Source organism: Agathobaculum butyriciproducens (genome assembly GCA_003096535.1).
Classification (GTDB): Bacteria; Bacillota; Clostridia; order Oscillospirales; family Butyricicoccaceae; genus Agathobaculum; species Agathobaculum butyriciproducens.
Genome location: QEKJ01000020.1, coordinates 1 through 26680, shown reverse-complemented (window position 1 = coordinate 26680; position 26680 = coordinate 1). Strand labels below are relative to the sequence as shown.

Below are 26680 nucleotides of genomic sequence, written 5' to 3'. Positions count from 1 at the left end.
AAAAATGGACCGTCGGGACAAAACAAACTACTACCTCGACATGGCGCAGGTTGCACTCGAGCGCGGCACCTGTCTGCGCCGCAACTTTGGCGCGGTCATCGTCAAGAACGACGTCATCGTATCCACCGGCTACAACGGTGCGCCGAGAGGTCGTGCCAACTGCATCGACATCGGCACCTGCATTCGTCAGAAGATGGGCATTCCGCGCGGCGAAAGATACGAGTTCTGCCGCTCGGTGCATGCGGAGATGAACGCCATTATTGCCGCTCCGCGTGACCAGATGATCGGCGCGACGCTGTACCTGGTCGGCCGCGATATGTCCACCGGAAAGATCATGTCGGACGCAAACTCCTGCACGATGTGCAAGCGCCTCATCATCAACGCGGGCATTGAGAAGGTGGTTATCCGCCGTGATGTGGATACATACGACACTGTGAACGTGCACGACTGGGTGGAGAATGACGACACGCTCGGCAGCAGCATGGCATACTAAACAGACATCGGAGAGAGAAAAATATGTCAATATTCGATATTTTTAAGAAGTTGGATGAAGAAAAAGCCGCAAAGGCATCCCAGCCGATCGAGTGGATTGTGGTCGGACTGGGCAATCCGGGCGCGAAGTACGACAACACTCGTCACAATGCGGGTTTCCGTGCGCTTGAGGGTTACTGCGCCCGCAGCGGCCAGAAGATCGACCGCATGAAGTTCAAGGCACTGGCGGGTGAGGGTATGCTCGGCGGCAAGCGCGTGCTGTTTCTCAAGCCGCAGACCTTTATGAATCTGTCCGGCGAGGCAGTTCGTGATGCGGCCTCGTTCTACAAAATCCCGCCGGAGCACGTTATTGTGCTGTCGGACGATGTATCGCTCGATGTTGGCACGCTGCGCGTGCGCGCAAAAGGCTCGGCAGGCGGACAGAACGGCCTGAAAAACATTATCTATCATCTGAACAGCGAGGACTTCCCGCGCGTGAAGATCGGCGTCGGCAAAAAGCCGCGTCCGGATTACGACCTTGCAGCGTGGGTGCTCGGCAAGTTCCCGGCGGAGGATCAGAAGGCTATCGACAAGGCGTGCGAGGACGCGGTGAACGCGGCTGCCTGCATCATCGCGGAGGACTGTGCCGCTGCCGCGCAGAAATTCAACGGAAAACGCATCTAAGGAGTTGGTTTTGATGAAAACCGCAGTAGCATATTACTCGCTCGGCGGCACAACGCGGTCGTACGCCCGCGCGGAAGCCAAGGCGCGGAACGCTGATTTGATCGAGCTTACGCCGAAAACGCCGTACAACCGATTCACCGCGTTTGTGCGCGGCTGTTTGGAGGCTGTCAAGCAGAAGGCGGTCGCGCTGGACGGCATGCCGCTGTTTGTCGGCTATGACAGAGTGGTGCTGATGGCGCCGGTCTGGGCGGGCTATCCCGCGCCGCCGTTCAACAGCGCGGTGGAACTGCTGCCGCCCGGTACGGAGGTCGAAGTAATACTGGTTTCCGGCAGCGGAAACAGTGAAAAGAGCAGGGCGAAGGTGCGCCTGCAGATCAAAAAACGCGGCTGTACGCTCACGGCGCAGCGTGACATCCGGGCCAGCCGATGAGCGGAAAGGATATGCGATGAAAGGATATACCTATGTGCTCCGCTGTGCGGATGATACGCTGTACTGCGGCTGGACGAACGATCTGACGGCTCGGCTGGCAGCGCACAACAGCGGAAAAGGTGCGAAATACACGCGCGGACGCGGCCCGGTGACGCTGGTGTACAGCGAAATGTTCGACACGCAGAGCGAGGCCATGCAGCGCGAAGCGGCAATTAAAAAGCTCACGCGGCCGCAGAAGCAGGCGCTGATTGACAGTCAGAACGGCGGAGAACTGCTCACTGTTTACGATGCAGACGGACGCGCCAGCGGAGAACGCCCGCGGGCCGTCGTGCATGCGCAGGGGCTGTCCCACCATGTGTGCCACCTGTGGGTGGTCGGCGAGCGGAATGGCGTGTGCGGTCTGTGGCTGCAGCAGCGGCAGTTTGACCGGCCTTTATTTCCGGGCGGCTTTGATCTGACCTCGACCGGACATATTGACCCGGGTGAAACGCCGCTGACAGGCGTGCTGCGCGAAGCACGGGAGGAGAGCGGACTGCAGCTGACAGCAGCCGACTTGATCGACGGCGGCAGTTATCGTCAGCGCTACTCGCGCGGCGAAGTCGGCTTTGATGATGAGCTGGCGTATACATTTCTGGCGCGTATCGACGGCATTCCGCCGTTCCGGCCCGGCCCGGAGGTCGCGGAGATGCTGTTCGTGCCGCTGGCGGACTTTGCCGCCGCACAGGAGCAGGGCGCATCACTCACCGGTCTGACACCGGACGGACGCACGATGGAGATGCCGAACGAATCCCTTTGCTGTCTGCACACTGAGGAGTGGCAGGGCGCGAAACCGCGTATCGAAGCACTTTTTGACTGAAAAGAACAGCCGCCTCCCACTTGACAATGGGAGGCGGCTGCCCTATAATATCGACATTCATCAATATAGAACCCGAAATCCGCTGTAAAGCAGCGGATTTTTACATTTACTTGACATTTTTCAAAACAAAAAGCTGTCCGAAAGGACAGCTTCTGCTTTACTTGCTGAGTGCGCCGATGATGATATTGACGATCAGACTGATCGCGGCTGCGATCGCGTAGATCGTGCTTTGCTGACGGCACGCCTTTGCCTTGGGATCATCCTGCTTGTCCTCCTGCTCACTGCGTCCGCAGATCATGCCGTAGCGGATCTGCTGCAGGACTGTCAGCGCGGCAAACGCGGCAAACAGCAACAGGAGCAGTCGCTGAACCGTCTGCATCTTAGTGGATGAGGTTCAGGACGATTGCAATGATGACGAAAACAACGCCGACAATCGAGGTCAGACGAGCAAAGATACGGTCGGATGCGCTTGCCTTGCCGGAGCCGTAGAAGGTGTCTGCGGAGCCGGATACAGCGCCCAGACCCTGCTGTGCACCATGCTGGAGCAGAACAACAACGATCAGGAACAGGCTTGCAACGATCATGATGACCGAGAGAGCGATTTGTGCGGTAGTCATAGGTAATTTCCTCCACTGCTTTTCATTTTTCTTATCGCGCATAACGAGACTATGCGCGCAATATGCGTACATGATACTATATCATATTAAATGTACTTTTTCAAGAGGTTTTCCGTATTTTCATCCGGGAATTTGTCTCAGACAAGCGGCTGGAGAATGTTTTTCAGCGAATCGCCCATGCGGTTGGTGTGCACCTTGTGCGTATCAAGATCCACGACCGCCAGACGGATGGACGACCAGCCGTGCTTGCCGCTCTGGTATTTGCGCTCGTCGGACAGCTTTTTCAGCTTTTTGAGCACGGATTTGTCAGTCTCGCCGGCGGCAAGAATGACCGAAAGCAGCGAAAAATCGTGGTTTTCGTCCGGCTTTACCAGCTCGGCGCTGACCTGCTGCGCGTACTTCCACCAGTCATCAAGCGTTTGCTCATCGAGCGAGGGCACGGCGAACAGCAGACGGTATTCGTGTGCGTGGCTCGTGCCGCCGGTCGGCATCAGACCGAGGATTTTGCGGGGCGTGCGGGAGTTGAAAACGCTCAGCAGCGCCGCCATTCGGCCGGAAACCTGCACGTTCTGCTGGGAGCGGAAATGCGGATCCTGCCCGTTCAGCAGCTTGTCGCGCAAGGCAACAAATTCAGTAGAAAAGTCCATAAACAGCCTCGCTTTTTTACAGATCGGCGGGATAATCGCCGTTTTCCGTCATAGCTGCAACGGCAGCGCAGATAGTCGGCTTGTCCTCGCGGTAGGTGACGCCGTACCAGCGGGAATCCGTGGTGAGTACCTTTGCGGTCGCCTTTCCGTCCTTGATGAGCGCGTCCACCGCGAACGGCAGATAATACTCCGCCTTCATCGGATTGTCCGGCAGCTTGCCTGCGAAAAACTCACGAAGGCCGTCATCAAGCGAGGGCAGGAAGGAAGGGGTGAATCCCCAGAGATTGAGCGACACCGGTGTGCCGGGCGCAATCTCACCGGCGGGTGCATCGCCGTCCGCATCGTAGCGGATGACGCCGTCCGCATCGCGGTGAATGGCGGTGCGTTCAATGATATGTGCGAGCAGACCGTTTTCGTCTGCGGTGCATACGCCGCGGGAGACCGTGCCGTTTTCGGTGAGCGTGTTCTCGACCTGATAGCCGACCATGCAGTAGCGGAATTTGTCGTCATCCTGCGCGGAAGCGAGGTAATCATACATTTTGCGGAATGCATCTGCGCCGTAGAAGTCATCCGCGTTGATAACGGCGATCGGGCAGCCGGCAGTCAGCTCCTTTGCACACCACACGGCATGCGCGGTGCCGAGCGGCTTCTCACGGCCCTCCGGCGCGGTCAGGCCGTCCGGCAGATTGTCGAGCGTTTGATAAGCATAGTCCACCTGCATGAAGCGGCGCGCCTTTTTGCCGATGGCGTCCTCGAATGCCTCGTGCAGCTCGGGACGGATGATGAATACCACGCGGTCAAAGCCTGCACGGTGTGCATCGTAGATGGAATAATCGAGCAGAATCTGTCCGTTCGGACCGATCGGGTCGATCTGCTTGAGTCCGCCGTAGCGCGAGCCCATACCTGCCGCCATAATCACCAAAACCGGATTTGCCATAGTCTATATCCTCCTAAAGAACCTTATCTATTTATACAAATAAAGCATTTCATTCATGTTTTTCATACTCTCAAACGGGAATACTCCTTTATTATACAAGAGCGTATCATAAAACACAAGATGTTTGCGGTGCGGGTCTGCTTTTTTGTCGAAAAGCATGAAAATCCCAATGGGGTTCGGGTGATGATTGCAAAGTGTCGGGAAAACTGCTAAAATAAAAACGTATACGTATAGAGAATTTTATTATTAAAACCATATTGTTATAGAGAGGAATATGTTTCGATGCGCAAAACGAAGATTATCTGCACGCTTGGTCCCGCAACTGATGCTGTACTGCCCGAGATGATCAAGGCAGGCATGAATGTTGCCCGTATGAACTTCAGCCACGGCTCTCATGAGGAGCACAAGGCTCGCATGGACGCCGTTAAGGCAGCCCGCAAGGAGCTTGGCATGCCGGTCGGCATTATGCTGGATACCAAGGGTCCGGAGATCCGTACCAAGACCTATAAGGACGGCAAGATCGAGATTGTTGAGGGTCAGGAGTTTACGCTGACCACCCGCGATATCGAGGGTGACAACACCATCGTTTCCATCACCTACGAAGGCCTGCCGAACGACGTTCAGCCGGGCACCCGCATCCTGATCGACGACGGTCTGGTTGCATTCGAGGTTGAGGAGATCAAGAACGGCACCGACATTGTGTGCAAGGCGCTCAACGGCGGCCCGCTCTCCAACCGCAAGTCCATCAACGTACCGGGCATCAAGCTGAACATGAAGTTCGTTTCCGATAAGGACCGTGAGGATATTGAGTTCGGTCTGTCTCAGGACATCGACTTTATCGCTGCTTCCTTCACCCGTTCCGCACAGGACGTCCGCGACATCAAGGAGATCCTCAAGGCACACGGCAAGGAAGATGTTGAGATTATCTGCAAGATCGAGAACATGGAAGGCGTAAACAACGTACAGGAGATTCTCGACGAGGCAAACGGCATCATGGTAGCCCGCGGCGACCTTGGCGTTGAGGTTCCGTTTGAGGAGCTGCCGGAGATCCAGAAGTCCATCATCAAGACCTGCATTTCCCGCGGCAAGCGCGTTGTAACCGCTACCCAGATGCTCGAGTCCATGGCTAAGAACCCGCGCCCGACCCGTGCAGAGGTTTCCGACGTTGCAAACGCTGTTTACGACGGCACCTCCGCTATCATGCTGTCCGGTGAGACCTCTGTCGGCAAGTATCCGGTAGAGACCGTTCGTACCATGAGCCGCATCGCAGAGAACGCAGAGAAGACCATCCACTACGACCGCCGCCGTGTAACCCGTCTTGAGTTCCAGAACATGAATGTAGACGGCGACATGAAGACGCTGGCAATCTCGCACGCGACCTGCTCTACCTCTGCTGATCTGGGCGTTAAGGGCATTGTAGCATTCACCGAGTCCGGTTCTACCGCTCGCGCTGTATCCACCTACCGTCCGGGCGCGCCGATCATCGCCGCTACCCCGAGCGAAAAGACCTTTAACCGCCTGACCATGTCCTGGGGCGTAAAGCCGATTCTGGTTGAAAAGCGCCCGCAGTCCGGCACTGAGCTGTACCATCTGTCCGAGAAGGCAGCGGTAACTGCGCTCGATCTGCGCGTTGGCGACGTTATCACCATCACCGCAGGTATGCCGGTAGGCGAGGTTTACTACACCAATACCCTGCGTGTACACGAACTGACCGAGAAGTCTTTCGAGGACTAACACTATGTCTTTCAAACGCTTGCAGCGTGCATTGTTCCGCACGATGGCCGCTGTTGTGGCGCTAGCAATCCTGTTCTGCATCGGATTGTACGGCTACCGCACGATGTTCGGCTATACCTATGATTCCTCGCTGTCCGATGAAGATCTGGCGGCGAGCGTCACAGCGGACGAAAATATTACGAATATTGCATTGTTCGGTCTGGATACCCGCGAGGGCGACAAGCAGAGCCATTCGGACTGCATGATGATCGTCACCGTGGACAACACGCGCGGCAAGATCAAGCTCATCAGCCTGATGCGCGATTCTCTGGTAGATATCGACGGCTACGGTGAGGACAAGCTGAATGCGGCGTATTTCCGCGGCGGTCCCAGTCTGGCTATCCGCACCATCAACGAGAATTTCGGCACGGATATCAAGGATTACGTTGCCGTAGACTTCGAGCAGCTGGTGCAGATCGTAGACGCGATCGGCGGCGTGGACATCGACGTGCAGAACGATAACGAGCTGAAGGAGCTCAACCGTGTCATCAAGGACTACGGTGCAGAGCGGGGCAAGGAGTTCTCCGGCGTGGAGAAGACCGGACTGCAGACGCTGGACGGCGTGCAGGCGCTGTGCTACGGCCGTATCCGCAAGGGCGACACTGGCGATGACTGGGCACGCGTGGAGCGTCAGAGCGTTGTGCTGAACGCCATCTTCACCAAGCTGCAGAGCGCAAGCGCCACCGAGCTGATCGGCAGCATGCGCAAGCTGGTTCCGTATGTTACGACCTCACTTTCGCCGACTGATATGGCGTCGCTGATCGTCGGCGCGGTCAAGAACGGCATTCCGACACTTGAACACACCCGTATTCCGGTGGATGGCGAGTGGAGCTATTCCGGTAATTCCAGCGAGTTTATTACCTATGATCTGGATGTTGCAGCCGACCATATCCACGCATACATCTATGATGACGCGGATATCGGCAGCGGCACGACCGATGATGATACCGGCACGGACAGCAAGTCCGATACGGATACCGGGACGGATACGACCGATTCGTCCAAGAGCACGGATACCAAGTCGAATACCACTGCGGTGGACCCGGAATCCCTTGTGGAGGAAGGCGGCTGGTACGATTCCGACACCGGTGACTATTATGATTGCGATGGTGACCGATACAGTCTGGACGAAAACGGGAATAAGGTGTATTATTAAACTTGTGATCGTTAGAGAACGAAGCAGGGGACATGACGACGATCATGTCCCCTGTTTTTATATGGAAATAAGTGCTATAAGAAATAGAGAGAAAGAGTACAAACAGAAAGTAGGTAAAAACCGATGTATGTAAAACGAATTCTCCCGAACGGTGTGCGTCTGATTACCGAACGGATCGACAACATGCGCACGGTGTCGGTCGGCATCTGGGTCGGCAACGGCAGCCGATACGAACCCGCAGAGCTCGGCGGCGTATCGCATTTCATCGAGCACATGATCTTCAAGGGCACGGAAAAACGCTCTGCCCGCCATATTGCAATCGCAATCGATGCATTAGGCGGGCAGGCGAATGCATTCACAGATAAGGAATGCACATGCTACTATATGAAGGTTCTGGACAGCCGGCTGAAAAACGCGGTGGCTCTGCTGGCGGATATGTTCCTGCATTCCCGCTTTGCACAGGAGGATCTGGAGCTGGAGCGCGGTGTCGTTCTCGAGGAGATCGACATGTACGAGGACTCTCCGGAGGATGTTGCCATCGACAAGCTGTTCGAGAGCTGCTACAGCGGCTCGGCACTCGGCCGCCCGATCCTCGGTACGGCGGAAACGCTCGAGCCGATGACCTCGGAAACACTGCACAAGTATATGCGCGAATATTACCGTCCGCAGGATACAGTTGTTGCGGTTTCCGGCCATTTTACCGATGAGGATCTCGACTTTATCGAGGAGCTGTTCTCCGAGATGCAGGGCGAGGGCAAAAACGTTATCACACCGGCAGCCTACCAGCCGAGCCTGTTCCTGAGGGATAAGGAGATCGAGCAGAACCACCTGTGCCTGTCCTTCCCGGGCGTATCGCTTGTCAGCGAGGACCGCTTTGCAATGAACCTGCTCAGCTCCATTCTCGGCGGCGGCATGTCGTCCCGCCTGTTCCAGAGCGTGCGCGAGCAGAACGGTCTGTGCTACTCGGTGTACACGTTTACCACACCGCATCTGGATACCGGTCTGCTGTCCATCTACACCGGTCTGGGACAGGAAACCGAGCGCAAGGCGCTCGATCTTATCCTGCGTGAACTCGATGAATTCTGCCAGAACGGACCGGAGCCGGATGAACTGTCGCGCTGCCGCGAGCAGGCCAAGACCACGCTGCTGATGGGGCTGGAGAATACAGGCAACCGCATGATGACCATCGGCCGCAGTGAACTGCTGCGCGGCGAGGTATCCAAGATCGAGGAAGTGCTCGATTCCTACGACCGCGTGACCGCAGATGATATCCTGAACCTTGCCCGCCGTGTGTTCGACCGCTCGAAGGCTTCTCTGGCCGTTGTCGGACAGCCGGACAGCGAGGATACATACCGCGAACTGCTGCGTTGAATCAGCTCTGCACTTGCTTGCAGAGGTAGGTGATCACATCCCGACGGGTGACAATACCGCAGAAGATACCGCGTCCGTCCACTACAGGTACAAAATTCTGCGCTGTGACCAGATCGACCATATCCTCCATGCGTGCATCAATGCTTACCGAGCGGTGGTGTACCCGCAGCTCAACCTGACCGACGGTCAGCTGTTCGAGGGTTTCCTTCGGGTAATGCAGCACCAGCCGCAGAAAATCACCTTCGGTGATCGTTCCGGCGTATTTTCCCTTGGCATCTACCACAGGAATCGCTGTGAAGCCGCTGTGGAGCATGTCGTCAATGGCCTTCTGCACCGGGCAGCTTTCGGTTAAGTAGGAAACCTCTACCTTGGGTTTCAGGAAGAACGAAATATTCATAGTATCGCTCCTTAAAAATTGTAATATAAATCGTAGCAGAGCAGCACCGTGAAGCTGATTCACCGGTGCTGCTTTTGTTACCTCTATTGTACGATAGACAGGAGCGGCGGTCAACTGAAATTTGACATTCCTTACAGATTGTTAACAAATTGCAAAGTTGATATTGTAAAAAATGACGGATAGATAATTCTTATCGTAAGAAATTTAAACGGTATACTTGACTTGAACTCTTTTAACTGCTAAAATGATGAAGTAACAGAAGTGCAAAAGTTCTGTGAAAAGTAAAATTTGAACAAAGAAGGGTTTCCCATGAAGAAGAGATTACTCGCAGCGCTGATGGCTGGCGCCATGGCACTCACGATGACTGCCTGCGGCGGCAGCAGCTCCGGCAGCGATGACAGCAAGGCAGCCTCCGGCAGCGATTCCGGTTCGGCTGGCAGCTATAAGGTAGGCATTGTTCAGCTGGTTCAGCATGAGGCGCTGGATGCGGCTACGCAGGGTTTCCAGGATAAGCTGAAGGAGCTGGTCGAGGCTGACGGCGGTTCGGTTGAATTTGATCCGCAGAATGCTTCCGGCGAGTCCGCAAACTGCACCACGATTGTAAACGGCTTTGTTTCCGAAGGTGTTGACCTGATCATGGCCAATGCTACCGCAGCACTGCAGGCAGCACAGGCCGGCACCTCTGATATTCCGATCCTCGGCACCTCGGTAACCGACTACGGCACCGCACTCGGCGTATCCGACTGGACCGGCAAGACCGGCACCAACATCTCCGGTACTACCGATCTTGCACCGCTCGACGGTCAGGCCGACATGCTCAAGGAGCTGTTCCCGGATGCCAAGAACGTAGGTCTGCTGTACTGCTCCGCTGAGCCGAACTCCAAGTACCAGATCGATACCATCAAGCCGCTGCTTGAGAAGCTGGGTTACACCTGCACCGAGTATGCGTTCACCGACTCCAACGACGTTGCTTCCGTAACGCAGAAGGCTGCTGCGGCAAGCGATGTTATGTATATCCCGACCGATAACACCGCTGCTTCCTGCACCGAGGCAATTGCAAACGTTGTTATCCCGGCAAATGTTCCGGTTATCGCAGGCGAGCAGGGCATCTGCAACGGCTGCGGCGTAGCTACCCTGTCCATTGATTACTACGAGCTGGGCGAGAAGACCGGTGAGATGGCTTACGAGATTCTCGCCAAGGGCGCAAACCCGGGTGATATGGAAGTACAGCCTGCACCGAACTTCACGAAGATGTACAACAAGACTAACTGCGAGAAGCTGGGCATCACCGTTCCGGATGATTACACGGCAATCGAAGGCTAAAAGCTGAAACTTAAAGCACCGTACTTTATGTACGGTGCTTCATTTGTCAATAAAGTCCGTTTTAGCGCTGCTGCCGCTGCCGCGCGGCAGCGCGCATGAAATAGCATTTGCGGCGCAAATGCATGAAAACCGGGGGCGTGTACCTCGGTTTTCATACTTTCAGAGGGAGAAAGTTTCCGCATGGGAACTTTCGGACGTCCGTGTTTTGCAAAGTCAAAACACAGATTGTCGGAAAAACGAAGTTTTTCGACAGTCTCAGCACCGTACTTTATGTACGGTGCTTTTTCATCTGCAGGAGAAATTTTGCGCACGGACGTGCGGTTTTACAGCGAAAATATACGTCAAATTGCCGAAAAATGAGGAAAAGAGCAAATAAAACTTACAATTTGCAGGGAAATGTGCTATAATTATATCAGAAAAAGTGGATGACGGAAACAGAATGAAACGCGATGTGTGAGGAGGCATCTTGATGTATCAGGCAGGAGAGTTCATTGTGTACGGAACCAACAGTGTGTGCCGGGTAGAGTCAATCGGCAAGCCGCCGTTCGAGACCGAGGAGGATAAGCTGTATTATACTCTGGTACCGGTAACGGGCACGGAGACCATCTATATTCCGACGGATTCGCCGGTGTTTACCCGTCCGGTGATCTCCCGCGAAAAAGCAGAGGAACTCATCAACTCTATTCCTGACATCGAAGAGGACCACTTTGTTTGTCACAGCGTCCGCATGGCGAATGAGCATTATCAGGCGGCGCTGCAGAGCCACGACTGCGAGGAGCTTGTGCAGCTGATCAAGACGGTTTACGCCAAGTCGCGCCGGCACGGACGCCGTGTCAGTCAGGTCGATCAGCGCTACCGCAAACGTGCCGAGGAACTGCTTAACAGCGAGCTTTCGGTTGCACTCGGTATTCCGCTCAAGGAAGTTCCGGCGTATATCAATCAGAGGATTGGCAAGCTGGGGAAAAAGACGGCAAAGAAAACTGCAGAATAAATGGAAAAAGAGAGGCTTTGTAGCCTCTCTTTTTCAGTCTGTCAGGAAAACGAAGTTTTCGACAATCCATTTGTTTAAGGCAATACCGCATAATTGAACAAGAGTGATTTGCGAGTAAATTTTGCGTACTGACGAGGCGCAGTTTTGCGGTAATACTTGATGTATTACCGCGAAACTTCGGCAGCGCGGACGGAACTCGCGCAAGGAACCGAAGCCAAAGTCAGGACACAAAATTTCCGCAAAGCACCGCGGCAGTGCGACCGGAGCCTGCACAAGGAGCCGCGGCAGTGCGATCGGAGCCTGCACAAGGAGCCGCCGCTTTAATTGTGCGGTGTTGCCTTAAGAACCGGAGAACCATTTTCGGATCTTCTCGAGGAAACTCGGATGCGGCGCAGGCTGTGCGGCCTGCTTGCGGGCGTTCTCAATGGCCTGCTGCATAAGCAGATTCTGTGCGCAGATGGGGTCCTGCACGGCAGGCTTTTTGCAGTAGGTGCCATCCGGCTGCAGAACACGCGCCTTGACAGTATCGTGCTGCATGGCATAGAGAATATCATGCAGGCGGGTACGGACGGCAGGATCGTCAATCGGACAGGCAATTTCAACACGGCGTTCGGTGTTGCGCGTCATCAGATCGGCGGAGGAGATATACATTTTTTCCTCATCACCGCGGCCGAACACATAAATGCGGGAATGCTCAAGAAAACGTCCGACAATGCTCGTCACTGTGATGTTCTCGGTGTGGCCCGGCACACCGGGCAGCAGGCAGCAGATGCCGCGCACGATCATCTCGACTGTGACGCCTGCGCAGGATGCCTCTCGCAGCTTGGCGATTACATCGATATCGGTCAGCGAATTGAACTTGAGCAGGATGTAGCCGTCCTTGCCTTTGGCAATCTGCTCGTCCATCAGCGCCAGAATGTTGTTTTTCAGGCTGGTCGGCGCGACGAACAGGCGGCTGTAGTGTCCGGACAGGTTGCCGAGCGCCATGTTGTTGAAGAACGCGCCTGCGTCCTGACCGATGCGTTCATCCGCCGTGATGAGCGACACGTCCGTGTACTGCTTGGCGGTTTTCTCGTTGTAGTTGCCGGTGCCGACCTGCGTAATATGGCGGACGGCTCCGCGTTCTCTGCGGGTGATCAGGCAGATTTTGGAGTGCACCTTGTAATCCTCAAAGCCGTAAATGATTTTGCAGCCGGCTTCTTCCATGCGTTCGGACCAGTCGATGTTGTTCTGCTCGTCAAAGCGCGCGCGCAGTTCGATGAGTGCGGTAACGTCCTTGCCGTTTTCGGCGGCAGCACACAGGTATTCGACCAGCTTTGCCTTGCTTGCCAGCCGGTAAATCGTGATGCGGATCGCCAGTACAGCCGGGTCGTTTGCCGCCTCACGAATCATCTGCAGGAACGGCTCCATGCTCTCATACGGATAGGACAGCAGAATATCCCGCTGCAGAGCGGCCTTGAGCAGACTCTGACCGGCAGACAGCATGGCCGGCTGCTGCGGCGTGAAGGGCGCGTCGCTGAGAAACGCACGCTTTTTTTCCGGCAGGTGTTCGCCGAGCGAGAACGCATACCCGAGCTTGAGCGGTGCTGTGCGCGACAGGAAAATCTGTGCATCGCTGACCTCAAAGCGGCTGCGGAAGTGCTCTTTGAAGTGGTCGCTGATGGGACGGTTGATCTCCACGCGCACGACAGCCATGCGGCGGCGCTGCCGCAGCAGCTTTTCCATCTTTTTGCGAAAATCTCCGCCTTCTACGCCGAAGGTCTCATCATCCACCTGAATATCCGCATTGCGGGTAACGCAGAGCACGGTCTTTTCAAGTACATCGTACATTTCGAACACATGGTCAGCGTAGGCGAGCAGAATATCCTCAGTGAGAATATAGCGCGACGGTGTCTCCGGCAGGAACACAACCGGCGGCAGCGATGCGGGCACGGGCAGCAGACCGAGCCGTTCGGTCTTTTTGTGGCTGAGCAGCGCGGCAATATGCAGCACCTTGCCCTCAAGGTGCGGGAACGGATGGTGCGAGTCCACAATCTGCGGCGAGAGAACCGGCGCAATGATATCCTTGAAATACCGCTTGATGTATTTCTGTTCGTCCGGCGCAAGCGAATCCATTGTCAGTCGGCGCAGACCGATCGCACTCAGTTTGCTGTCCACATCGGAGAACGCTGCGTCACGACGTGCATAGAGCGGCTCAACCGCCTTGTAGATCAGATGCAGCTGCTCCTTGGCGGTCAGACCGGATTTGCTGTCGGTATGCTCCTTGTCCACGGCGGCCATGTCGCACAGGCTGCCGACGCGGATCATGAAGAACTCATCCAGATTACTGGTAAAGATTGCGAGAAATTTGAAGCGCTCGAGTAGAGGTACGTTCTCATCCTCCGCCTCGGCGAGCACGCGGGCGTTGAACTGCAGCCACGAAAGCTCACGGTTCTGGGTGTAGCCTTGCTCCCAAATCTTCTGTGTCATATCATATCCCCCTTCGTGCTGGCATACGCCGTCATTTTATAGTTATTATTATACTGCGCTTTTGTAAAGGAACAATGTGTTTCATGTAAAATGTATAAAAAGTTTCTTTCGTCCGCAGGTCTTGCGGGAAATGAAAAGCTCTGTTATACTGGATATAAAATAAGAAGAAAGAGGGAGAAAATCAGATATGATCAACATCTGGCATGACATTGATCCGAGTCGCGTAACGCCGGAGAGCTTTACGGCAGTCATTGAAATTCCGGCAGGCAGCAAGAAAAAGTATGAGCTGGACAAGCAGACCGGTCTGCTGCGGCTGGATCGTATCCTGTATACTTCAACGCATTATCCGGCCAATTACGGCTTTATTCCGCGCACTTATGCGGGTGACGGCGATCCGCTGGATGTGCTCGTGCTGTGCAGTGAAACGCTTGACCCGATGGTCGAGGTGGACTGCTATCCGATCGGCGTGATCCGCATGATTGATGATGATGAGATCGACGATAAGATCATCGCCATTCCGTTCGAGGATCCGAACTGGAACTATTATCATGATATCGACCAGCTGCCGCCGCATCACGGCAACGAGATCGCGCATTTCTTCGAGATTTACAAGAGTCTGGAGCACAAGTACACCGCAACGTCGGACGCGCTGACGCGCTCGGTAGCGGTCAAGGTGCTCAAGGACTGTATCGAGCGATATGAGGTTCATTACTGCGGCAAGTGTCCGAGTAAGGAGTATGAGTCGGAGAAAAAGCGCCTCAAGGAAGAAAAGAAGGAAGCCAAGGAGAAGGAAAAGCTCATTAAGGATATCCGCAAAGGCTAAGTACATAGAGCCGAGGACAGCTTCCGCATCAACGAGCGGCGTGACACGGGTCTCTCCGGGGAGCTTCTCTTGCTCTTTGGGCGAAACCGTGCGTTTGATGCGGCACCCGTTATATGAAAAAACACAGCCATCCATTTGGATGGCTGTGTTTTTTGGAGCAGGGTACGGGAATCGAACCCGCCTCTGTGGCTTGGGAAGCGACCGTTCTACCGATGAACTAACCCTGCAGACAACAGTATTATTGTAAAGGTCTGACGGACTTTTGTCAAGTGTCCGGACGGGGAATCCATGGTGTTTTCACCGCCCAAACTGACAAAAAAGACCGCTGTACAATCATACAGCGGTCTTTCTATTGTTTATCTTACTTGCGGGTCTTAGAGAAATCGCGGCAAGCCGTGCTGCCTCTCCAGGAGTAGCCGGGGTTCTGCATAAACATGGATTCAGCGATCATACCGAGCGTGCGGATGTAATTCTTCTTAGTCATGATAATGAGCCTCCTTTAATCCGTCTTCTGACGGTGCTGCTAACATTTTTTCTGTTCTTTCTGATTACGATATTATTATAGCGCATTTCAGAAAAAACGCAATACGCAATTTCGTTATATTGCATTAAAACCATGAAAAGAATTTGTATAATATCCACAAGAGAAAAGGCGTATGTCTCAAACATACGCCTTGTGTATTGTTACTTTTTGCCGGTATACGGACGAAGGTCCAGCAGAGCACGCTCCACGCTCCAGTAGAAGCCCTGTTCACCGACCATATCATAAATACCGGAGCGGTGCATCATATTCATGGCACTGCTCGGCAGGCCGCACAGTACGATATCCACGCCGTTTTCGTGCAGCGAACGAAGAATATCCATCAGCGCCTGTGCCGCCGAAATATCAATATACGGCACGCCGCGCATGGACAGCAGCAGCGTATCACAGGTGCCGACACGCTCGGTCAGCTGCTCGATGGTGTCGATGTTGGCGAAGATCAGCGGACCGGTGATGTAAGCGACCATTGCGTTGCGGTAACGCTCGTTCAGCGCCTCGTCGTTGTTCTTGATGCGGGACATGTCAACACGCTCGTAGTTGATCTGCAGCTTGGACAGACGGGCAACCATCAGGATCAGACCGAGACCGACACCGACTACGATCGCAACCGTCAGGTCGAATACGATAGTGCAGATCATGGTGACGATAAACTTCGCCATGGCACCCTTGAAGCGGTGGCTGAACATGTACTTGATGGCGTGCCATTCGTTCATGCGCCATGCCGTAACCATCAGCACGCCTGCCAGACCGGCCAGCGGCACATTCTGAATGACCGGCGCGAGCAGAAACATCATGATCAGCAGACCGACCGCATGGAAGATACCGGTCAGACGGGTCTGCGCACCCGAGCGAACTGCTACCGAGGTACGCGCCAGAGCAGCAGTCGCCGGAATGCCGCCGAACATCGGCAGCACCATGTTGCCGACGCCCTGTGCGAACAGCTCCTGATCGTTGTTGAGCTTGACGCCGGTCGCGCGGCCGGCAGACGCACCGCACAGCAGGCTCTCGAGCATGTTCAGCACCGCGATGGAGAACGCCGGTGCCAGCAGAGCAGGAACTGTGTTCCAGTTAATCTGTGCCGGAGACAGACGATCCGGCAGCATGAGCGTTTTCGGAATCTCGCCGACGGTTGCGATATCGAGCTTCAGAATCATCGTTGCCGCAGTTGCGATGATAATGCCGATGAGCGAGGCCGGTACGACCGCGTTCCACTTTTTCGGGAAGAACACCATCAGCAGAACGACAAAAAGCGCGATCAGCGTGGTAGCAATATCCGGATGAAAGCCGAGATCCTTATACGAGATGATCTTCGCAATCGCACTGGCCCCTTCCGAGTGCGTGCCGAAGAAGTTGTCGATCTGACCCATCGCAATGATGACCGCAATACCCGAGGTAAAACCGGTGATAACCGGCGCGGGTACGAAGGCGGTCAGGTTGCCGAGGTGCAGCACAGCCGCAAGGATGAGCAGCGCACCGGCGAGAAAGGTTGCCACGAACATGCCCTGCATGCCGTAGGTCGCGATCAGCGAGCCGAGAATGGCTGCCATCGCACCGGTCGGACCGGAAATCTGATAATAGCCGCCGGTCAGCGCCGAGATGATAAGACCGGCAACAATCGCCGTCACCAGGCCGCAGGCCGCCGTCGCACCGGCCGATACGCCGAACGCCAGTGCCAGAGGCAGCGCCACTGCCGCAACGGTCAGACCAGCCATCAGGTCCTTGGCCAGCTTTTGCCCGTTGTAGCCCTTGAATTCCTGCTGAAGCTGCCGCAAAAATGCAGTTCCCATGATGTTTTTATTCCCCTTTTCGTGATTCTCCCGTACACAGCAAAAAGCAGGGCGGCCAACGGAAAACGTCAGCACCCTGCTTTGTGGTGTACAGGTGTATAGCAACAGTATATCATATGGAAAACGATACAGCAAATAAAAATGGCGGAAAAATAGAAAATTGTGCAAATTGTTGAACATTCTGCGCGGTTATCACGCGAATTTAACCATGCGGAAATTTGACGGGGGACAGGCGTTGCAAAATTCCATCAAACAGCATATAATCTAAGGCATGAGCATGGAAGCATGAAAGGAAATGAAAAGCTATGCATGACGATCTGACCGCACAGGACATTGAAATGATGCAGAAGGAGCTGGACCACCGCAAGCTGGAGCTGATGCCCGAGCTGATCGAGGAGGTCAAGCGCACACGTGCGTTCGGCGACCTGAGTGAAAATTTTGAATACAAAGCCGCCAAGCAGGCGCAGAACCGTAACCGCAGCCGCATCCGCTATCTGGAGCGCATGATTAAATCCGCGCATGTGATTGAGGATAAGGCAGGCGCGGATGAGGTCGGTCTGTTCGATAAGGTGGAACTGCTGTTTGAGGACGATGATGACACGGATACCATTCAGGTAGTAACGACCGTGCGGTGTGATCCGCTGAACGGCAGAATCAGCTGCAAGGCACCGCTCGGTAAGGCGGTGCTCGGCAAAAAGGTCGGTGACCAGGTGGATGTCACCACCGAGGAGGGCGACAGCTATACCGTTGTGATCAAGTCCATCACCAAGGAGAAGGATGATGGGTTGGGACCTATTTTGTAATTGAAAATGGAGAATGGAAAATGAATGCGCGCACCGAAGGCACGGATTAAATAATCGTGCTATGCACGATACCTTCATTCTCCATCCTCGATTCTCTATTTTTCATTATTTAACATGATAAATAAAAACTGCTGCATAAACTTCGGTGCAGCAGTTTTTTTCATGTACTCACAGCCCAAACAGCAGCAGGGCGGCGGTGAGCAGAAACTGTTCCCAGTCCACCACGCCGTCATCGTCCATCAGCAGGAACCACACGATGAGCAGGGCGATCATAGTATCCATATCCAGCCGGACACCCTGCAGACGCGCATTCAGCGTGCGTCCGAGACCGGAAAAGGTGCTGCTCTGCGGCGGCTCGCTTGTTTCCGGTGCGGTCTGCTCTGCGGCGGCAAGATAGCGGTTATACATGGGTCAGCACCTCCTATAAGGCTCGCGGCGCGGTATCGTCTGCAGAGAGGTTCACCTGTCCGAGTGCCGCGCGCGCCATCCGAGCCATGCTGACCAGACGGAGTGCACGGTCGAACTGGCCGGAGACCTCCTCGGCAACGAACGGCTTGAGCGCACCGAGCAGTGCGCGTTTTTCCGGTTTTACGGCATTCTGCCCGCTCTGCGCGATCGCGCCGATGACCGGAAGCGCCTTCTGCATCATTTCGGAAGCAGGGTCATAGGCGTTCTGCGGCTCTGTCTGTGCGGACGGCTGACCGCCGAGCAGGTCGGACACGGTTTTCATCGCGTTCTGCAGTGCTTCCGGGTCGCTCAGCAGCGAGGAAAGCATATCGTTTTCCATGCAAAAGCCTCCTTATTTGCCGAAAATGTGCCGCAGCTGAGCGGCAAGCCGCGCACCCTCGGGTGTCTGCATGAGTTTTTGCGCTGCCTGTGCTGCGCTGCGCATGTCACCTCTTTGCGCGGCTTTTGCGGCCTGTTCCAGCTCATCGGCATGCTGTGCAGACAGCTGCTCGACCGCACGCCTGCCGTCTGCGGTGCCGAGCGCACCGGAAAGCCGTTCGAGTGCTGCATCTCCACCGGCCTGTGCCGCAAGTCTGCGGAGCAGTTCGTTCTGATCCATTCGCGTCCCGTCCTCTCTCATAAGAAGTTGTTTCATGACAGTATATGCCGCCGGGAGGAGAAGTGTGTGCACAGGGGAATAAATTGTGGCTGATCGCAAGAAAATTACTTTACATCACGGGATACTCGGTGTAAAATACAGCTATATATGCGGCGCAGAGAGAGGGAACAACATGAAAGTGCTGATATTTGCAGATTCCCACGGCTATAACATGGCAATGGCCTTTGCGGTAGACAGGGAAGAACCGGATGCGGTCATTCACTTAGGCGATCACGCCGAGGATGCCCGGGAGATCGAGCGTGTGTTCCCGGCTATGCCGATCTGCCGTGTGCGGGGCAACAACGATTTTGATCCCGAAGTGCCGCTGAATGCGGTTGTGACACCGGGCGGCGTGCGGATTTATATCACGCACGGCCACCGTGAGCGTGTCGGCATGCTGTCGAGCGGCATTGTGTCCCAGCGGGCTTACGAGGAGCACTGCGCGCTTGCCTTTTTCGGGCATACGCACCGCATGATGCTCGAGCGGGAGAACGGCGTGTGGGTATGCAATCCGGGCAGCATCAGTCTGCCGCGCGGCGGTCCGGCCAGCTATGCACGGCTGACCATCGAGAACGGACGGGCTACGCTGCTCGAGCTGGTCGATGAGGACGGCAGTCTGCTGCGAAAAGAGAGCCTGTAAGAGAAATAGAAAATTAGGAGAACATTATGCTTTTAGCAATCGACGTAGGCAACACCAACATGGTGTTCGGTTTATATGACGGAGACAAGCTGCGCGGCTCGTTCCGCATTTCCACCAATTCTGAGCGCACCTCGGATGAGCTGGGTATGCTGATCGCGCAGTATTATCACTTCCACGATATCGCCTGTGCGGATACGACTGCGGTCGTTATCGCGTCCGTAGTGCCGCCGGTGATGTACACGCTCATCAACGCCATCCGCAAGTATCTGTTTGTGCAGCCGGTCATTGCAGGCCGCGATGCGGATATCGGCATTGAAAACTGCTATGCCAACCCGCGCGAGGTCGGCGCGGACCGACTGGTCAACGCGGTTTCTGCGGTTCGCAAGTACGGCAAGCCGCTCATCATCGTGGATATCGGCACGGCGACCACCTTTGATGCCATCGACGAGAACGGCGCGTATCAGGGCGGCGCGATTTTCCCGGGTCTGAAGGTGGCAATGGAAGCGCTGTTTCTCAAGGCCTCCAAGCTACCGCGCGTGGACATTGAGCGCCCGAAGAACGCCATCGGCAAGACTACCGTGCAGTCCATGCAGTCCGGTGCGGTGCGCGGCTATGTCGGCGCGCTGACCGGCATTATCACGGATATCCAGAAGGAGCTGGGCGGCAAGGCGAGAGTCGTCGCTACCGGCGGCATGGGCCGCATGATGGCGGAATACTGCGACCTCATCGACGATGTGGACCCGAACCTGACGCTCGAGGGTCTGCGTCTCATCTACGAGAACAACCGCGAGGCGTTTGAAAACCGCAAGCTGGATATGAATAACAGCGTCATCGAGGTGACTGAGGAGGGTGCATGGCAGGAGAACAAATAAGTTAAGCTGCCGTGGAACCGCTTTTTCGGCAAACACAAGTGACTTTCTGCCGAAAACAGTAATTCTGCTGAAAAAACGCAGAAAAAGGCTTGAACTTTTTCAAATCACTGCGGTGAAAAGTGCTTTGCAAAACCGATAGAATGTTGTAAAATAGAAGTGGTTTCGTGTATGCGAACACCACTTCTATTTTTGTTTTTGGGCACGGTGTGGGTTACACCGTGGAGAAGGCTGTGGAAGCCGCAACCACCCATTCTGACGAGAATGGGGCGCGAAAGCGAAAGCCTTTCGCGTCGGGACATAAAGGAGCGAAGGAAACACACATGGGTATGACAATCGCGCAGAAGATTTTGAAAGCGCACTTGGTAGACGGCGAAATGGTACTGGGTCAGGAGATCGGTCTGAAGATCGACCAGACGCTGACGCAGGATGCCACCGGTACGATGGCTTATCTCCAGTTTGAGGCGATGGGCGTCGATCAGGTCAAGACCGAGCGCTCGGTCGCTTACATTGACCACAATACCCTGCAGTCCGGCTTCGAGAATGCGGACGACCACAAATATATCGGTTCTGTCGCTAAGAAGCATGGTATCTACTATTCGAAGGCAGGCAACGGCATCTGCCATCAGGTGCATCTGGAGCGCTTCGGCGCACCGGGCAAGACCCTGATCGGCTCGGACAGCCATACGCCGACCGGCGGCGGCATCGGCATGCTGGCGTTCGGTGCCGGCGGTCTGGACGTTGCAGTCGCAATGGGCGGCGGCGCGTACTACATCCCGATGCCGAAGATGGTTCGCGTCAACCTCGTCGGCAAGCTGTCGCCGTGGGTATCTGCGAAGGACGTTATTCTGGACGTACTGCGCCAGATGACCGTCAAGGGCGGTGTCGGCAAGATCGTAGAGTACGCAGGCGAGGGCGTAAAGACCCTGTCCGTACCGGAGCGTGCCACCATCACCAATATGGGCGCTGAGCTGGGTGCTACCACCTCAATCTTCCCGTCCGACGAGGCAACCAAGAAGTTCCTCGAGGCACAGGGCCGCGGCGACGTATGGGTACCGCTGTCCTCCGACCCGGATGCAGAGTACGACGAGGAGTACACCGTAGACCTGTCCGCGCTGGAGCCGCTGGCTGCTATGCCGCACATGCCGGATAACGTCAAGAAGGTATCCGAAATCGGCGAGATCAAGGTAAACCAGTGCTGCATCGGTTCGTGCACCAACTCCTCTTACTACGACATGATGAAGGTTGCCTCCATCCTCAAGGGCAAGACCGTAAGCCCGGAGGTTTCTCTGACCATCAGCCCCGGCTCCAAGCAGGTATTCAACATGCTGGCGCAGAACGGCGCTCTGGCGGACATCATTTCGGCCGGTGCGCGTATCCTGGAGTGCGCCTGCGGTCCCTGCATCGGCATGGGTCAGTCGCCGGAGTCCGGCGGCGTATCGCTGCGTACCTTCAACCGCAACTTTGAGGGCCGTTCCGGCACCCAGGATGCACAGATCTTCCTCGTATCTCCGGAGGTTGCAGCAGCGTCTGCACTGACCGGTGTGCTGACCGATCCGCGCACCCTCGGCGAGATGCCGGAGATCGAAATGCCTGAGCATTTCACTATCAACGACAACATGATCGTAAAGCCGGCCGAGAATCCGGCTGAGGTCGAGGTCGTTCGCGGCCCGAACATCAAGCCCTTCCCGCTGGGCAAGGCGCTCGAGGCATCCTACACCGGCAAGGTCGTTCTCAAGACCGAGGATAACATCACCACCGACCACATCCTGCCGGCCGGCGCAAAGCTGCTGCCGTATCGCTCGAACGTGCCGTACTACTCCAACTACTGCTTTATCAACGTCGATCCGGAGTTTCCGTCCCGCTGCAAGGAGCAGGGCGGCGGCGTAATTGTCGGCGGCGCAAACTACGGTCAGGGCTCGTCCCGTGAGCATGCAGCACTCGTTCCGCTGTATCTGGGCGTAAAGGCTGTACTGTGCAAGTCCTTCGCACGAATTCACAAGGCAAATCTGGTCAACTCCGGTATCATCCCGCTGACCTTTGCCGATCCGGCGGACTACGATGCAATCAATCTGCTGGATGAAATCTCTCTGCCGAACGTGCTCGAGGAAGTAAAGAACGGCGAGCAGGTCACCGTTGTTTGCGGCGGCAAGACCTTCAAGGCCGACTGTGAGGTTTCCGAGCGCCAGCGTCACGCACTGCTTGCAGGCGGCACGCTGCTGTATGCACGTCAGCAGAACAAGTAAGTCAAGACCTTATGCCGACCGGAGAGCCAGGCGGGTTCTCCAGTCGGACTTGACAGCCATATTTTCTTTTGTTAAAATAATATCAATGGTGTAGGAGGACAAAACTATGTCTATCGACCAGTCTGTTCTGGATAAATTTGAGGCAGTTGTAGAGAGCCAGCGCAAGCGTATCATGGATATGAAGGCGCAGGACGATTTTATTGATTACTCCAAGCTGGACAAGCTGATTATCGGCGTGTGCGGCGGCGACGGCATCGGCCCGATGATCACCGGCATGGCACAGCACGCGCTGGAGGTTCTGCTGGCAGACAAGGTAAAGGCCGGCAAGGTGGAGTTCCGCGTGATCGACGGCCTGACCATCGAGCGCCGTGCTGAACTCGGCTGCGCTATCCCGCCTGACGTTATGGAAGAGCTGAAGAAGTGCCACGTTATCCTGAAGGGCCCCACCACGACCCCGCGCAAGGGCGATCCGTGGCCGAACGTAGAGTCCGCAAACGTTGCAATGCGCAAGGGTCTCGACCTGTTTGCCAACGTGCGCCCGGTAAAGGTGCCGGAGCTGGGTATCGACTGGACGTTCTACCGTGAGAACACCGAGGGCGGCTACGCTGTCGGCTCTCAGGGCGTACAGATTGATGACGATCTGTTCATCGACTTCACCGTTGCTACCTCGCAGGGCTGTGAGCGTATCGCTCGTCTGGCATTCGACTATGCACGCAAGACCGGCAAGAACCGCGTTTCCTGCGTCACCAAGGCGAATATCATCAAAACCACCGACGGCAAGTTCCTCGATACCTGCCAGAAGGTAGCCAAGGAGTATCCGGAAGTACAGTTTGATGACTGGTACATCGACATCATGACCGCAAAGCTGCTCGACGACAAGCGCCGCCGCGACTTTAAGGTCGTTGTACTGCCGAACCTGTACGGCGACATCATCACCGACGAGGCCGCTGAGATCCAGGGCGGTGTTGGTACGGCTGGCTCTGCCAATATCGGCAAGCGCTATGCGATGTTCGAGGCAATTCACGGCTCTGCGCCGCGTATGGTACAGGAAGGCCGCGCAAAGTACGCGGATCCGTCCTCCGTACTGCGTGCAGCCGTTATGCTGCTTGAGCACATCGGTGAAATCGAACTGGCAAAGAAGCTCGACCGCGCACTTGATATCTGCATGGTAGAGGAGCGCAAGGTTGTTGTTACCGGTCGTGATACCGGTGCAACCGCGCAGGAATTTACCGACTATGTGCTGGATACCATCGCTAAGCTGTAATTTACACGAGAATAGAATTTGAGAGAGGGAGAGAGTCTGTGGAACGCAAGCAAGAGGTTTCCAAAGCGGTAATTCAGCGATTGCCTCGCTATTATCGGAATATTTGTGAGCTGAAGGCTGAAGGGGAGCAGCGTATCTCCTCCAAAGCACTGGCAGAGCGCATGGGACTGACCGCTTCGCAGATTCGTCAGGACTTTAACTGTTTCGGCGGCTTTGGTCAGCAGGGCTACGGCTATAATATCGACAAACTGCAGGAGGAGCTGGGTGCGATCATGGGTCTGCGGACCGGCCGCACGGCGATTCTGCTGGGTGCCGGCAACCTCGGTCGTGCATTGCTCAATAACTTTAACTTTTCTGCCAGCGGCTTTGAGTTGCTGTGTGCGTTTGACGCAAATCCGCAGCTCATCGGTCAGCGCTTTGGCGGCCATGAGGTGCGCAGCGCGGATACGCTTGCGGAGTTCATCGAGTGCAACAAGCCGGATGTGGCAGTGCTCACCATTCCGCGAGGAGATGCTCCGCGTATTGCACGCGGTCTGGTAGAGCGCGGTATCCGCGGCCTGTGGAATTTCACCGGCGAGGACCTTCATCTGGAGGGACTGGGCGTTCCGGTCGAAAACGTGCACCTGTCGGACAGCCTGATGACGCTGTGTCATCTGGTCGGCGCAGCGGATGAGAAAAGAGAACAGAACCTGTAAAACGAAAGGGAGTATCTTTGGATACTCCCTTTTTGTGCGAAAAAGCCGCTATCCAATGGATGAGCGGCTTTTGTGTTACATTTTGTCCAGATAATACGGTGTTGTCTGGTATACATAGTAGTTGACCCAGTTGGTGTAGAACAGGTTGGCATGTGCCTTCCAGGTCACCAGCACGTCCTCGTTGGGATCGTCGTTGCGGAAGTAATGACGCGGCACCTCCGGGTTCATGCCCTTGGCCAGATCACGCTCATACTCTTTTTTGAGCGTGTCGGCGTCGTACTCGCCGTGGCCGAGTACAAAGATCTGACGGCCGTTCATCGCCTCTACGATGTGCACACCGGCTTCATGCGACTCTGCGAGAATGGTCAGACGCTCGTCTTTGCGGATGTCGGCGGCACGCACCTCGGTGTGGCGCGAGTGCGGTGCGCAGAAGATATCATCAAAGCCGCGCAGCAGCGGCTCCTTCGGCCGCAGAACATGGTGCTTGAAAATGCCGGACATTTTCTCGGGGAGCATGTACTTCGGAATACCGTAGTGATAATACAGACCGGCCTGCGCTCCCCAACAGATGTGCAGCGTGGAATGAACGTGCGTTTTAGTCCAGTCCATAATCTCGGTCAGTTCCTTCCAGTATTCGACTTCCTCGAACGGCATGGTCTCCACCGGCGCACCGGTGATGATAAAACCGTCATACTTCTGGTCGCGGATATCGTCGAATGTCTTGTAAAAGGTGAGAAGATGATCCTCCGGCGTATTTTTGGAATGGTACGTTTCGGTCTGGATCAGATCGACCTCGATCTGGATCGGCGTGTTGGATAAACAGCGCAGAATCTGGGTCTCGGTAATGATTTTCAATGGCATCAGGTTGAGCAAGCCGATGCGAAGAGGACGAATGTCCTGTGTCGCGGCACGGTGTTCGGTCATAACGAAAATGTTTTCGCTCTCCAATACGGCGCGTGCCGGTAGACTGTCGGCTATCTTGATAGGCAAGCCGACACCTCCTTTTTCTCTTCACAAATCTTTATATAATATATTCAGTATAGCAGATTTACGGCGGTATCTCAAGGGTTTGCATAAAATGCAGAAAAATGAAAAATAGTTATTGACAAAACAGGGGGGACGATGGTATCCTAAATAAGCTGTTTTCAAACAGCGGTTCAGCGTACCAAAAAGAATTTGAAAAAAGTTCTTGACAAATGGTGAAAAGTTTGGTATCCTGAATAGGCTGTTTCGACAGCGGTCAAAATAGAATCGAGTCGATGAACGAAGATTGATTGAAAAATAAATCGAAAAAAGTTCTTGACAAACGCTTCTGGTTTTGATATACTAAATAAGCTGTTGATGAGCAGTTAAGAACAACGAAAAGTTGTGAAAACTCTTTAAAAACAGCAGATTGTACCTTGTAAATTAAACAACGATGTGCTTAAACTTTTGTTCGATATGAACAAGGTTGTAGTGCGAACCTGAAATTTCGAGAGTTTTTTACTCTTGGTAAATCGCTGGAAGTCACAACTCCAGTTAAAACAAAGTGACACGTCAGACTCTAAAGTCGATTAAATGAACTTCGGTTCTTTTAATACAATTTTTAGAGAGTTTGATCCTGGCTCAGGATGAACGCTGGCGGCGTGCCTAACACATGCAAGTCGAACGGAGTCGTTTTGGAAAATCCTTCGGGATTGGAATTCTCGACTTAGTGGCGGACGGGTGAGTAACGCGTGAGCAATCTGCCTTTAAGAGGGGGATAACAGTCGGAAACGGCTGCTAATACCGCATAAAGCATCAAAT

29 protein-coding genes, 1 tRNA gene and 1 rRNA gene are annotated in these 26680 nt (G+C 54.9%); 17 read left to right on the top strand and 14 right to left on the bottom strand.

All coding sequences use genetic code 11. From position 1 onward, the window contains the following. Nucleotides 1-4 precede the first annotated feature (4 nt). Genes C7386_RS11530 through C7386_RS13945 form a run of 4 tightly spaced genes read left to right on the top strand, consistent with a single transcriptional unit; the run spans nucleotide 5 to nucleotide 2441 of the window. Nucleotides 5-493, top strand: coding sequence for a deoxycytidylate deaminase (locus C7386_RS11530; RefSeq protein ID WP_110436051.1), 489 nt, complete (start codon nucleotides 5-7; stop codon nucleotides 491-493). A gap of 23 nt (nucleotides 494-516) precedes the next feature. Beyond that, a complete protein-coding gene (pth, locus tag C7386_RS11525; protein WP_110436052.1) occupies nucleotides 517-1155 on the top strand; it encodes an aminoacyl-tRNA hydrolase in 639 nt (212 codons plus the stop codon). A gap of 13 nt (nucleotides 1156-1168) precedes the next feature. Beyond that, on the top strand, nucleotides 1169-1585 hold the full coding sequence (locus tag C7386_RS11520) for a flavodoxin (protein WP_110436053.1): 417 nt from the start codon (nucleotides 1169-1171) through the stop codon (nucleotides 1583-1585). 16 nt (nucleotides 1586-1601) lie between these two features. Further along, the gene (locus C7386_RS13945; protein WP_116705583.1) at nucleotides 1602-2441 is read left to right on the top strand and encodes a GIY-YIG nuclease family protein; all 840 of its coding nucleotides are present in this window, start codon (nucleotides 1602-1604) and stop codon (nucleotides 2439-2441) included. Between the two features lie 157 nt (nucleotides 2442-2598). Here the strand turns inward: C7386_RS13945 and C7386_RS11510 are convergent, their stop codons facing one another. The 4 genes from C7386_RS11510 to C7386_RS11495 form a co-directional block, all read right to left on the bottom strand. Further along, the gene (locus C7386_RS11510) at nucleotides 2599-2820 is read right to left on the bottom strand and encodes a hypothetical protein (protein ID WP_110436054.1); all 222 of its coding nucleotides are present in this window, start codon (nucleotides 2818-2820) and stop codon (nucleotides 2599-2601) included. A gap of 1 nt (nucleotide 2821) precedes the next feature. Next, entirely contained in the window at nucleotides 2822-3058 is a 237-nt protein-coding gene (gene secG / locus C7386_RS11505; protein ID WP_110436055.1) for a preprotein translocase subunit SecG, read from the bottom strand. A 137-nt stretch (nucleotides 3059-3195) separates the two neighbouring features. Beyond that, the gene (locus C7386_RS11500; RefSeq protein ID WP_110436056.1) at nucleotides 3196-3705 is read right to left on the bottom strand and encodes a DUF8052 family protein; all 510 of its coding nucleotides are present in this window, start codon (nucleotides 3703-3705) and stop codon (nucleotides 3196-3198) included. A 16-nt stretch (nucleotides 3706-3721) separates the two neighbouring features. Further along, nucleotides 3722-4642, bottom strand: a complete 921-nt coding sequence (locus C7386_RS11495) for a nucleotidyltransferase family protein (protein ID WP_110436057.1) — start codon at nucleotides 4640-4642, stop codon at nucleotides 3722-3724. A 282-nt stretch (nucleotides 4643-4924) separates the two neighbouring features. Here C7386_RS11495 and pyk point away from each other — a divergent pair, with 282 nt between their 5' ends. From pyk to C7386_RS11480, 3 genes are all read left to right on the top strand, one after another. Further along, entirely contained in the window at nucleotides 4925-6376 is a 1452-nt protein-coding gene (gene pyk, locus C7386_RS11490; RefSeq protein ID WP_110436058.1) for a pyruvate kinase, read from the top strand. A 4-nt stretch (nucleotides 6377-6380) separates the two neighbouring features. Then, nucleotides 6381-7571 (top strand): LCP family protein, encoded by a 1191-nt coding sequence (locus C7386_RS11485; protein WP_110436059.1) that lies wholly within the window; start codon nucleotides 6381-6383, stop codon nucleotides 7569-7571. Between the two features lie 123 nt (nucleotides 7572-7694). Beyond that, complete coding sequence (locus C7386_RS11480; RefSeq protein WP_110436060.1) at nucleotides 7695-8942, top strand: M16 family metallopeptidase; 1248 nt, start codon at nucleotides 7695-7697, stop codon at nucleotides 8940-8942. A gap of 1 nt (nucleotide 8943) precedes the next feature. Here the strand turns inward: C7386_RS11480 and C7386_RS11475 are convergent, their stop codons facing one another. Continuing rightward, nucleotides 8944-9339, bottom strand: coding sequence for a CBS domain-containing protein (locus C7386_RS11475; protein WP_110436061.1), 396 nt, complete (start codon nucleotides 9337-9339; stop codon nucleotides 8944-8946). 309 nt (nucleotides 9340-9648) lie between these two features. Between C7386_RS11475 and C7386_RS11470 the strand changes: the two genes are divergently transcribed. Beyond that, nucleotides 9649-10662 carry an ABC transporter substrate-binding protein gene (locus tag C7386_RS11470; protein ID WP_110436062.1) on the top strand — a complete coding sequence of 338 codons (1014 nt, stop codon included), beginning with the start codon at nucleotides 9649-9651 and terminating at the stop codon, nucleotides 10660-10662. Here C7386_RS11470 and C7386_RS13520 read toward each other — a convergent pair. Continuing rightward, nucleotides 10659-10973, bottom strand: a complete 315-nt coding sequence (locus tag C7386_RS13520; RefSeq protein WP_165815544.1) for a hypothetical protein — start codon at nucleotides 10971-10973, stop codon at nucleotides 10659-10661. The two genes, C7386_RS11470 and C7386_RS13520, sit on opposite strands and share 4 nt — an antisense overlap. A gap of 158 nt (nucleotides 10974-11131) precedes the next feature. Here C7386_RS13520 and C7386_RS11465 point away from each other — a divergent pair, with 158 nt between their 5' ends. Then, on the top strand, nucleotides 11132-11653 hold the full coding sequence (locus C7386_RS11465; RefSeq protein ID WP_110436063.1) for a CarD family transcriptional regulator: 522 nt from the start codon (nucleotides 11132-11134) through the stop codon (nucleotides 11651-11653). A 339-nt stretch (nucleotides 11654-11992) separates the two neighbouring features. Here C7386_RS11465 and ppk1 read toward each other — a convergent pair whose 3' ends face one another. Continuing rightward, the gene (gene ppk1, locus C7386_RS11460; protein ID WP_110436064.1) at nucleotides 11993-14122 is read right to left on the bottom strand and encodes a polyphosphate kinase 1; all 2130 of its coding nucleotides are present in this window, start codon (nucleotides 14120-14122) and stop codon (nucleotides 11993-11995) included. Nucleotides 14123-14312: 190 nt separating this feature from the next. On the opposite strand from ppk1, the gene C7386_RS11455 reads away from it, so the two are divergent. Then, on the top strand, nucleotides 14313-14945 hold the full coding sequence (locus tag C7386_RS11455; protein ID WP_110437185.1) for an inorganic diphosphatase: 633 nt from the start codon (nucleotides 14313-14315) through the stop codon (nucleotides 14943-14945). Between the two features lie 153 nt (nucleotides 14946-15098). On the opposite strand, the gene C7386_RS11450 is transcribed toward C7386_RS11455, so the two are convergent. From C7386_RS11450 to C7386_RS11445, 3 genes are all read right to left on the bottom strand, one after another. After that, nucleotides 15099-15172, bottom strand: a tRNA-Gly gene (locus C7386_RS11450). A 134-nt stretch (nucleotides 15173-15306) separates the two neighbouring features. Further along, nucleotides 15307-15429, bottom strand: coding sequence for a hypothetical protein (locus tag C7386_RS13830; RefSeq protein WP_256372251.1), 123 nt, complete (start codon nucleotides 15427-15429; stop codon nucleotides 15307-15309). 200 nt (nucleotides 15430-15629) lie between these two features. Continuing rightward, nucleotides 15630-17273, bottom strand: a complete 1644-nt coding sequence (locus C7386_RS11445; protein ID WP_110436065.1) for a SulP family inorganic anion transporter — start codon at nucleotides 17271-17273, stop codon at nucleotides 15630-15632. Between the two features lie 305 nt (nucleotides 17274-17578). On the opposite strand from C7386_RS11445, the gene C7386_RS11440 reads away from it, so the two are divergent. Further along, the gene (locus tag C7386_RS11440; protein WP_116705582.1) at nucleotides 17579-18076 is read left to right on the top strand and encodes a GreA/GreB family elongation factor; all 498 of its coding nucleotides are present in this window, start codon (nucleotides 17579-17581) and stop codon (nucleotides 18074-18076) included. A 168-nt stretch (nucleotides 18077-18244) separates the two neighbouring features. Here the strand turns inward: C7386_RS11440 and C7386_RS11435 are convergent, their stop codons facing one another. Genes C7386_RS11435 through C7386_RS11425 form a run of 3 tightly spaced genes read right to left on the bottom strand, consistent with a single transcriptional unit; the run spans nucleotide 18245 to nucleotide 19142 of the window. Next, nucleotides 18245-18484, bottom strand: a complete 240-nt coding sequence (locus C7386_RS11435; RefSeq protein ID WP_116705581.1) for a hypothetical protein — start codon at nucleotides 18482-18484, stop codon at nucleotides 18245-18247. A gap of 13 nt (nucleotides 18485-18497) precedes the next feature. Then, nucleotides 18498-18863: a hypothetical protein gene (locus tag C7386_RS11430; RefSeq protein WP_110436068.1), complete on the bottom strand. Its 366-nt coding sequence runs from the start codon at nucleotides 18861-18863 to the stop codon at nucleotides 18498-18500. A 12-nt stretch (nucleotides 18864-18875) separates the two neighbouring features. Continuing rightward, nucleotides 18876-19142 carry a hypothetical protein gene (locus C7386_RS11425; RefSeq protein ID WP_116705580.1) on the bottom strand — a complete coding sequence of 89 codons (267 nt, stop codon included), beginning with the start codon at nucleotides 19140-19142 and terminating at the stop codon, nucleotides 18876-18878. 172 nt (nucleotides 19143-19314) lie between these two features. Between C7386_RS11425 and C7386_RS11420 the strand changes: the two genes are divergently transcribed. The 5 genes from C7386_RS11420 (at nucleotide 19315) to C7386_RS11400 (ending at nucleotide 24895) form a co-directional block, all read left to right on the top strand. Next, on the top strand, nucleotides 19315-19821 hold the full coding sequence (locus tag C7386_RS11420) for a metallophosphoesterase family protein (RefSeq protein WP_116705579.1): 507 nt from the start codon (nucleotides 19315-19317) through the stop codon (nucleotides 19819-19821). A 26-nt stretch (nucleotides 19822-19847) separates the two neighbouring features. Next, a complete protein-coding gene (locus C7386_RS11415) occupies nucleotides 19848-20693 on the top strand; it encodes a type III pantothenate kinase (protein WP_116705578.1) in 846 nt (281 codons plus the stop codon). Between the two features lie 320 nt (nucleotides 20694-21013). Beyond that, nucleotides 21014-22936, top strand: coding sequence for an aconitate hydratase (locus tag C7386_RS11410; RefSeq protein WP_110436072.1), 1923 nt, complete (start codon nucleotides 21014-21016; stop codon nucleotides 22934-22936). A gap of 106 nt (nucleotides 22937-23042) precedes the next feature. After that, a complete protein-coding gene (locus C7386_RS11405; protein ID WP_110436073.1) occupies nucleotides 23043-24200 on the top strand; it encodes an isocitrate/isopropylmalate family dehydrogenase in 1158 nt (385 codons plus the stop codon). A 38-nt stretch (nucleotides 24201-24238) separates the two neighbouring features. Next, the gene (locus tag C7386_RS11400; protein WP_110436074.1) at nucleotides 24239-24895 is read left to right on the top strand and encodes a redox-sensing transcriptional repressor Rex; all 657 of its coding nucleotides are present in this window, start codon (nucleotides 24239-24241) and stop codon (nucleotides 24893-24895) included. A gap of 75 nt (nucleotides 24896-24970) precedes the next feature. On the opposite strand, the gene metA is transcribed toward C7386_RS11400, so the two are convergent. Beyond that, nucleotides 24971-25885 (bottom strand): homoserine O-acetyltransferase MetA, encoded by a 915-nt coding sequence (metA, locus tag C7386_RS11395; protein ID WP_110436075.1) that lies wholly within the window; start codon nucleotides 25883-25885, stop codon nucleotides 24971-24973. Nucleotides 25886-26477: 592 nt separating this feature from the next. Here metA and C7386_RS11390 point away from each other — a divergent pair. After that, nucleotides 26478-26680: ribosomal RNA gene (locus tag C7386_RS11390) — 16S ribosomal RNA — on the top strand; the annotation flags it as partial.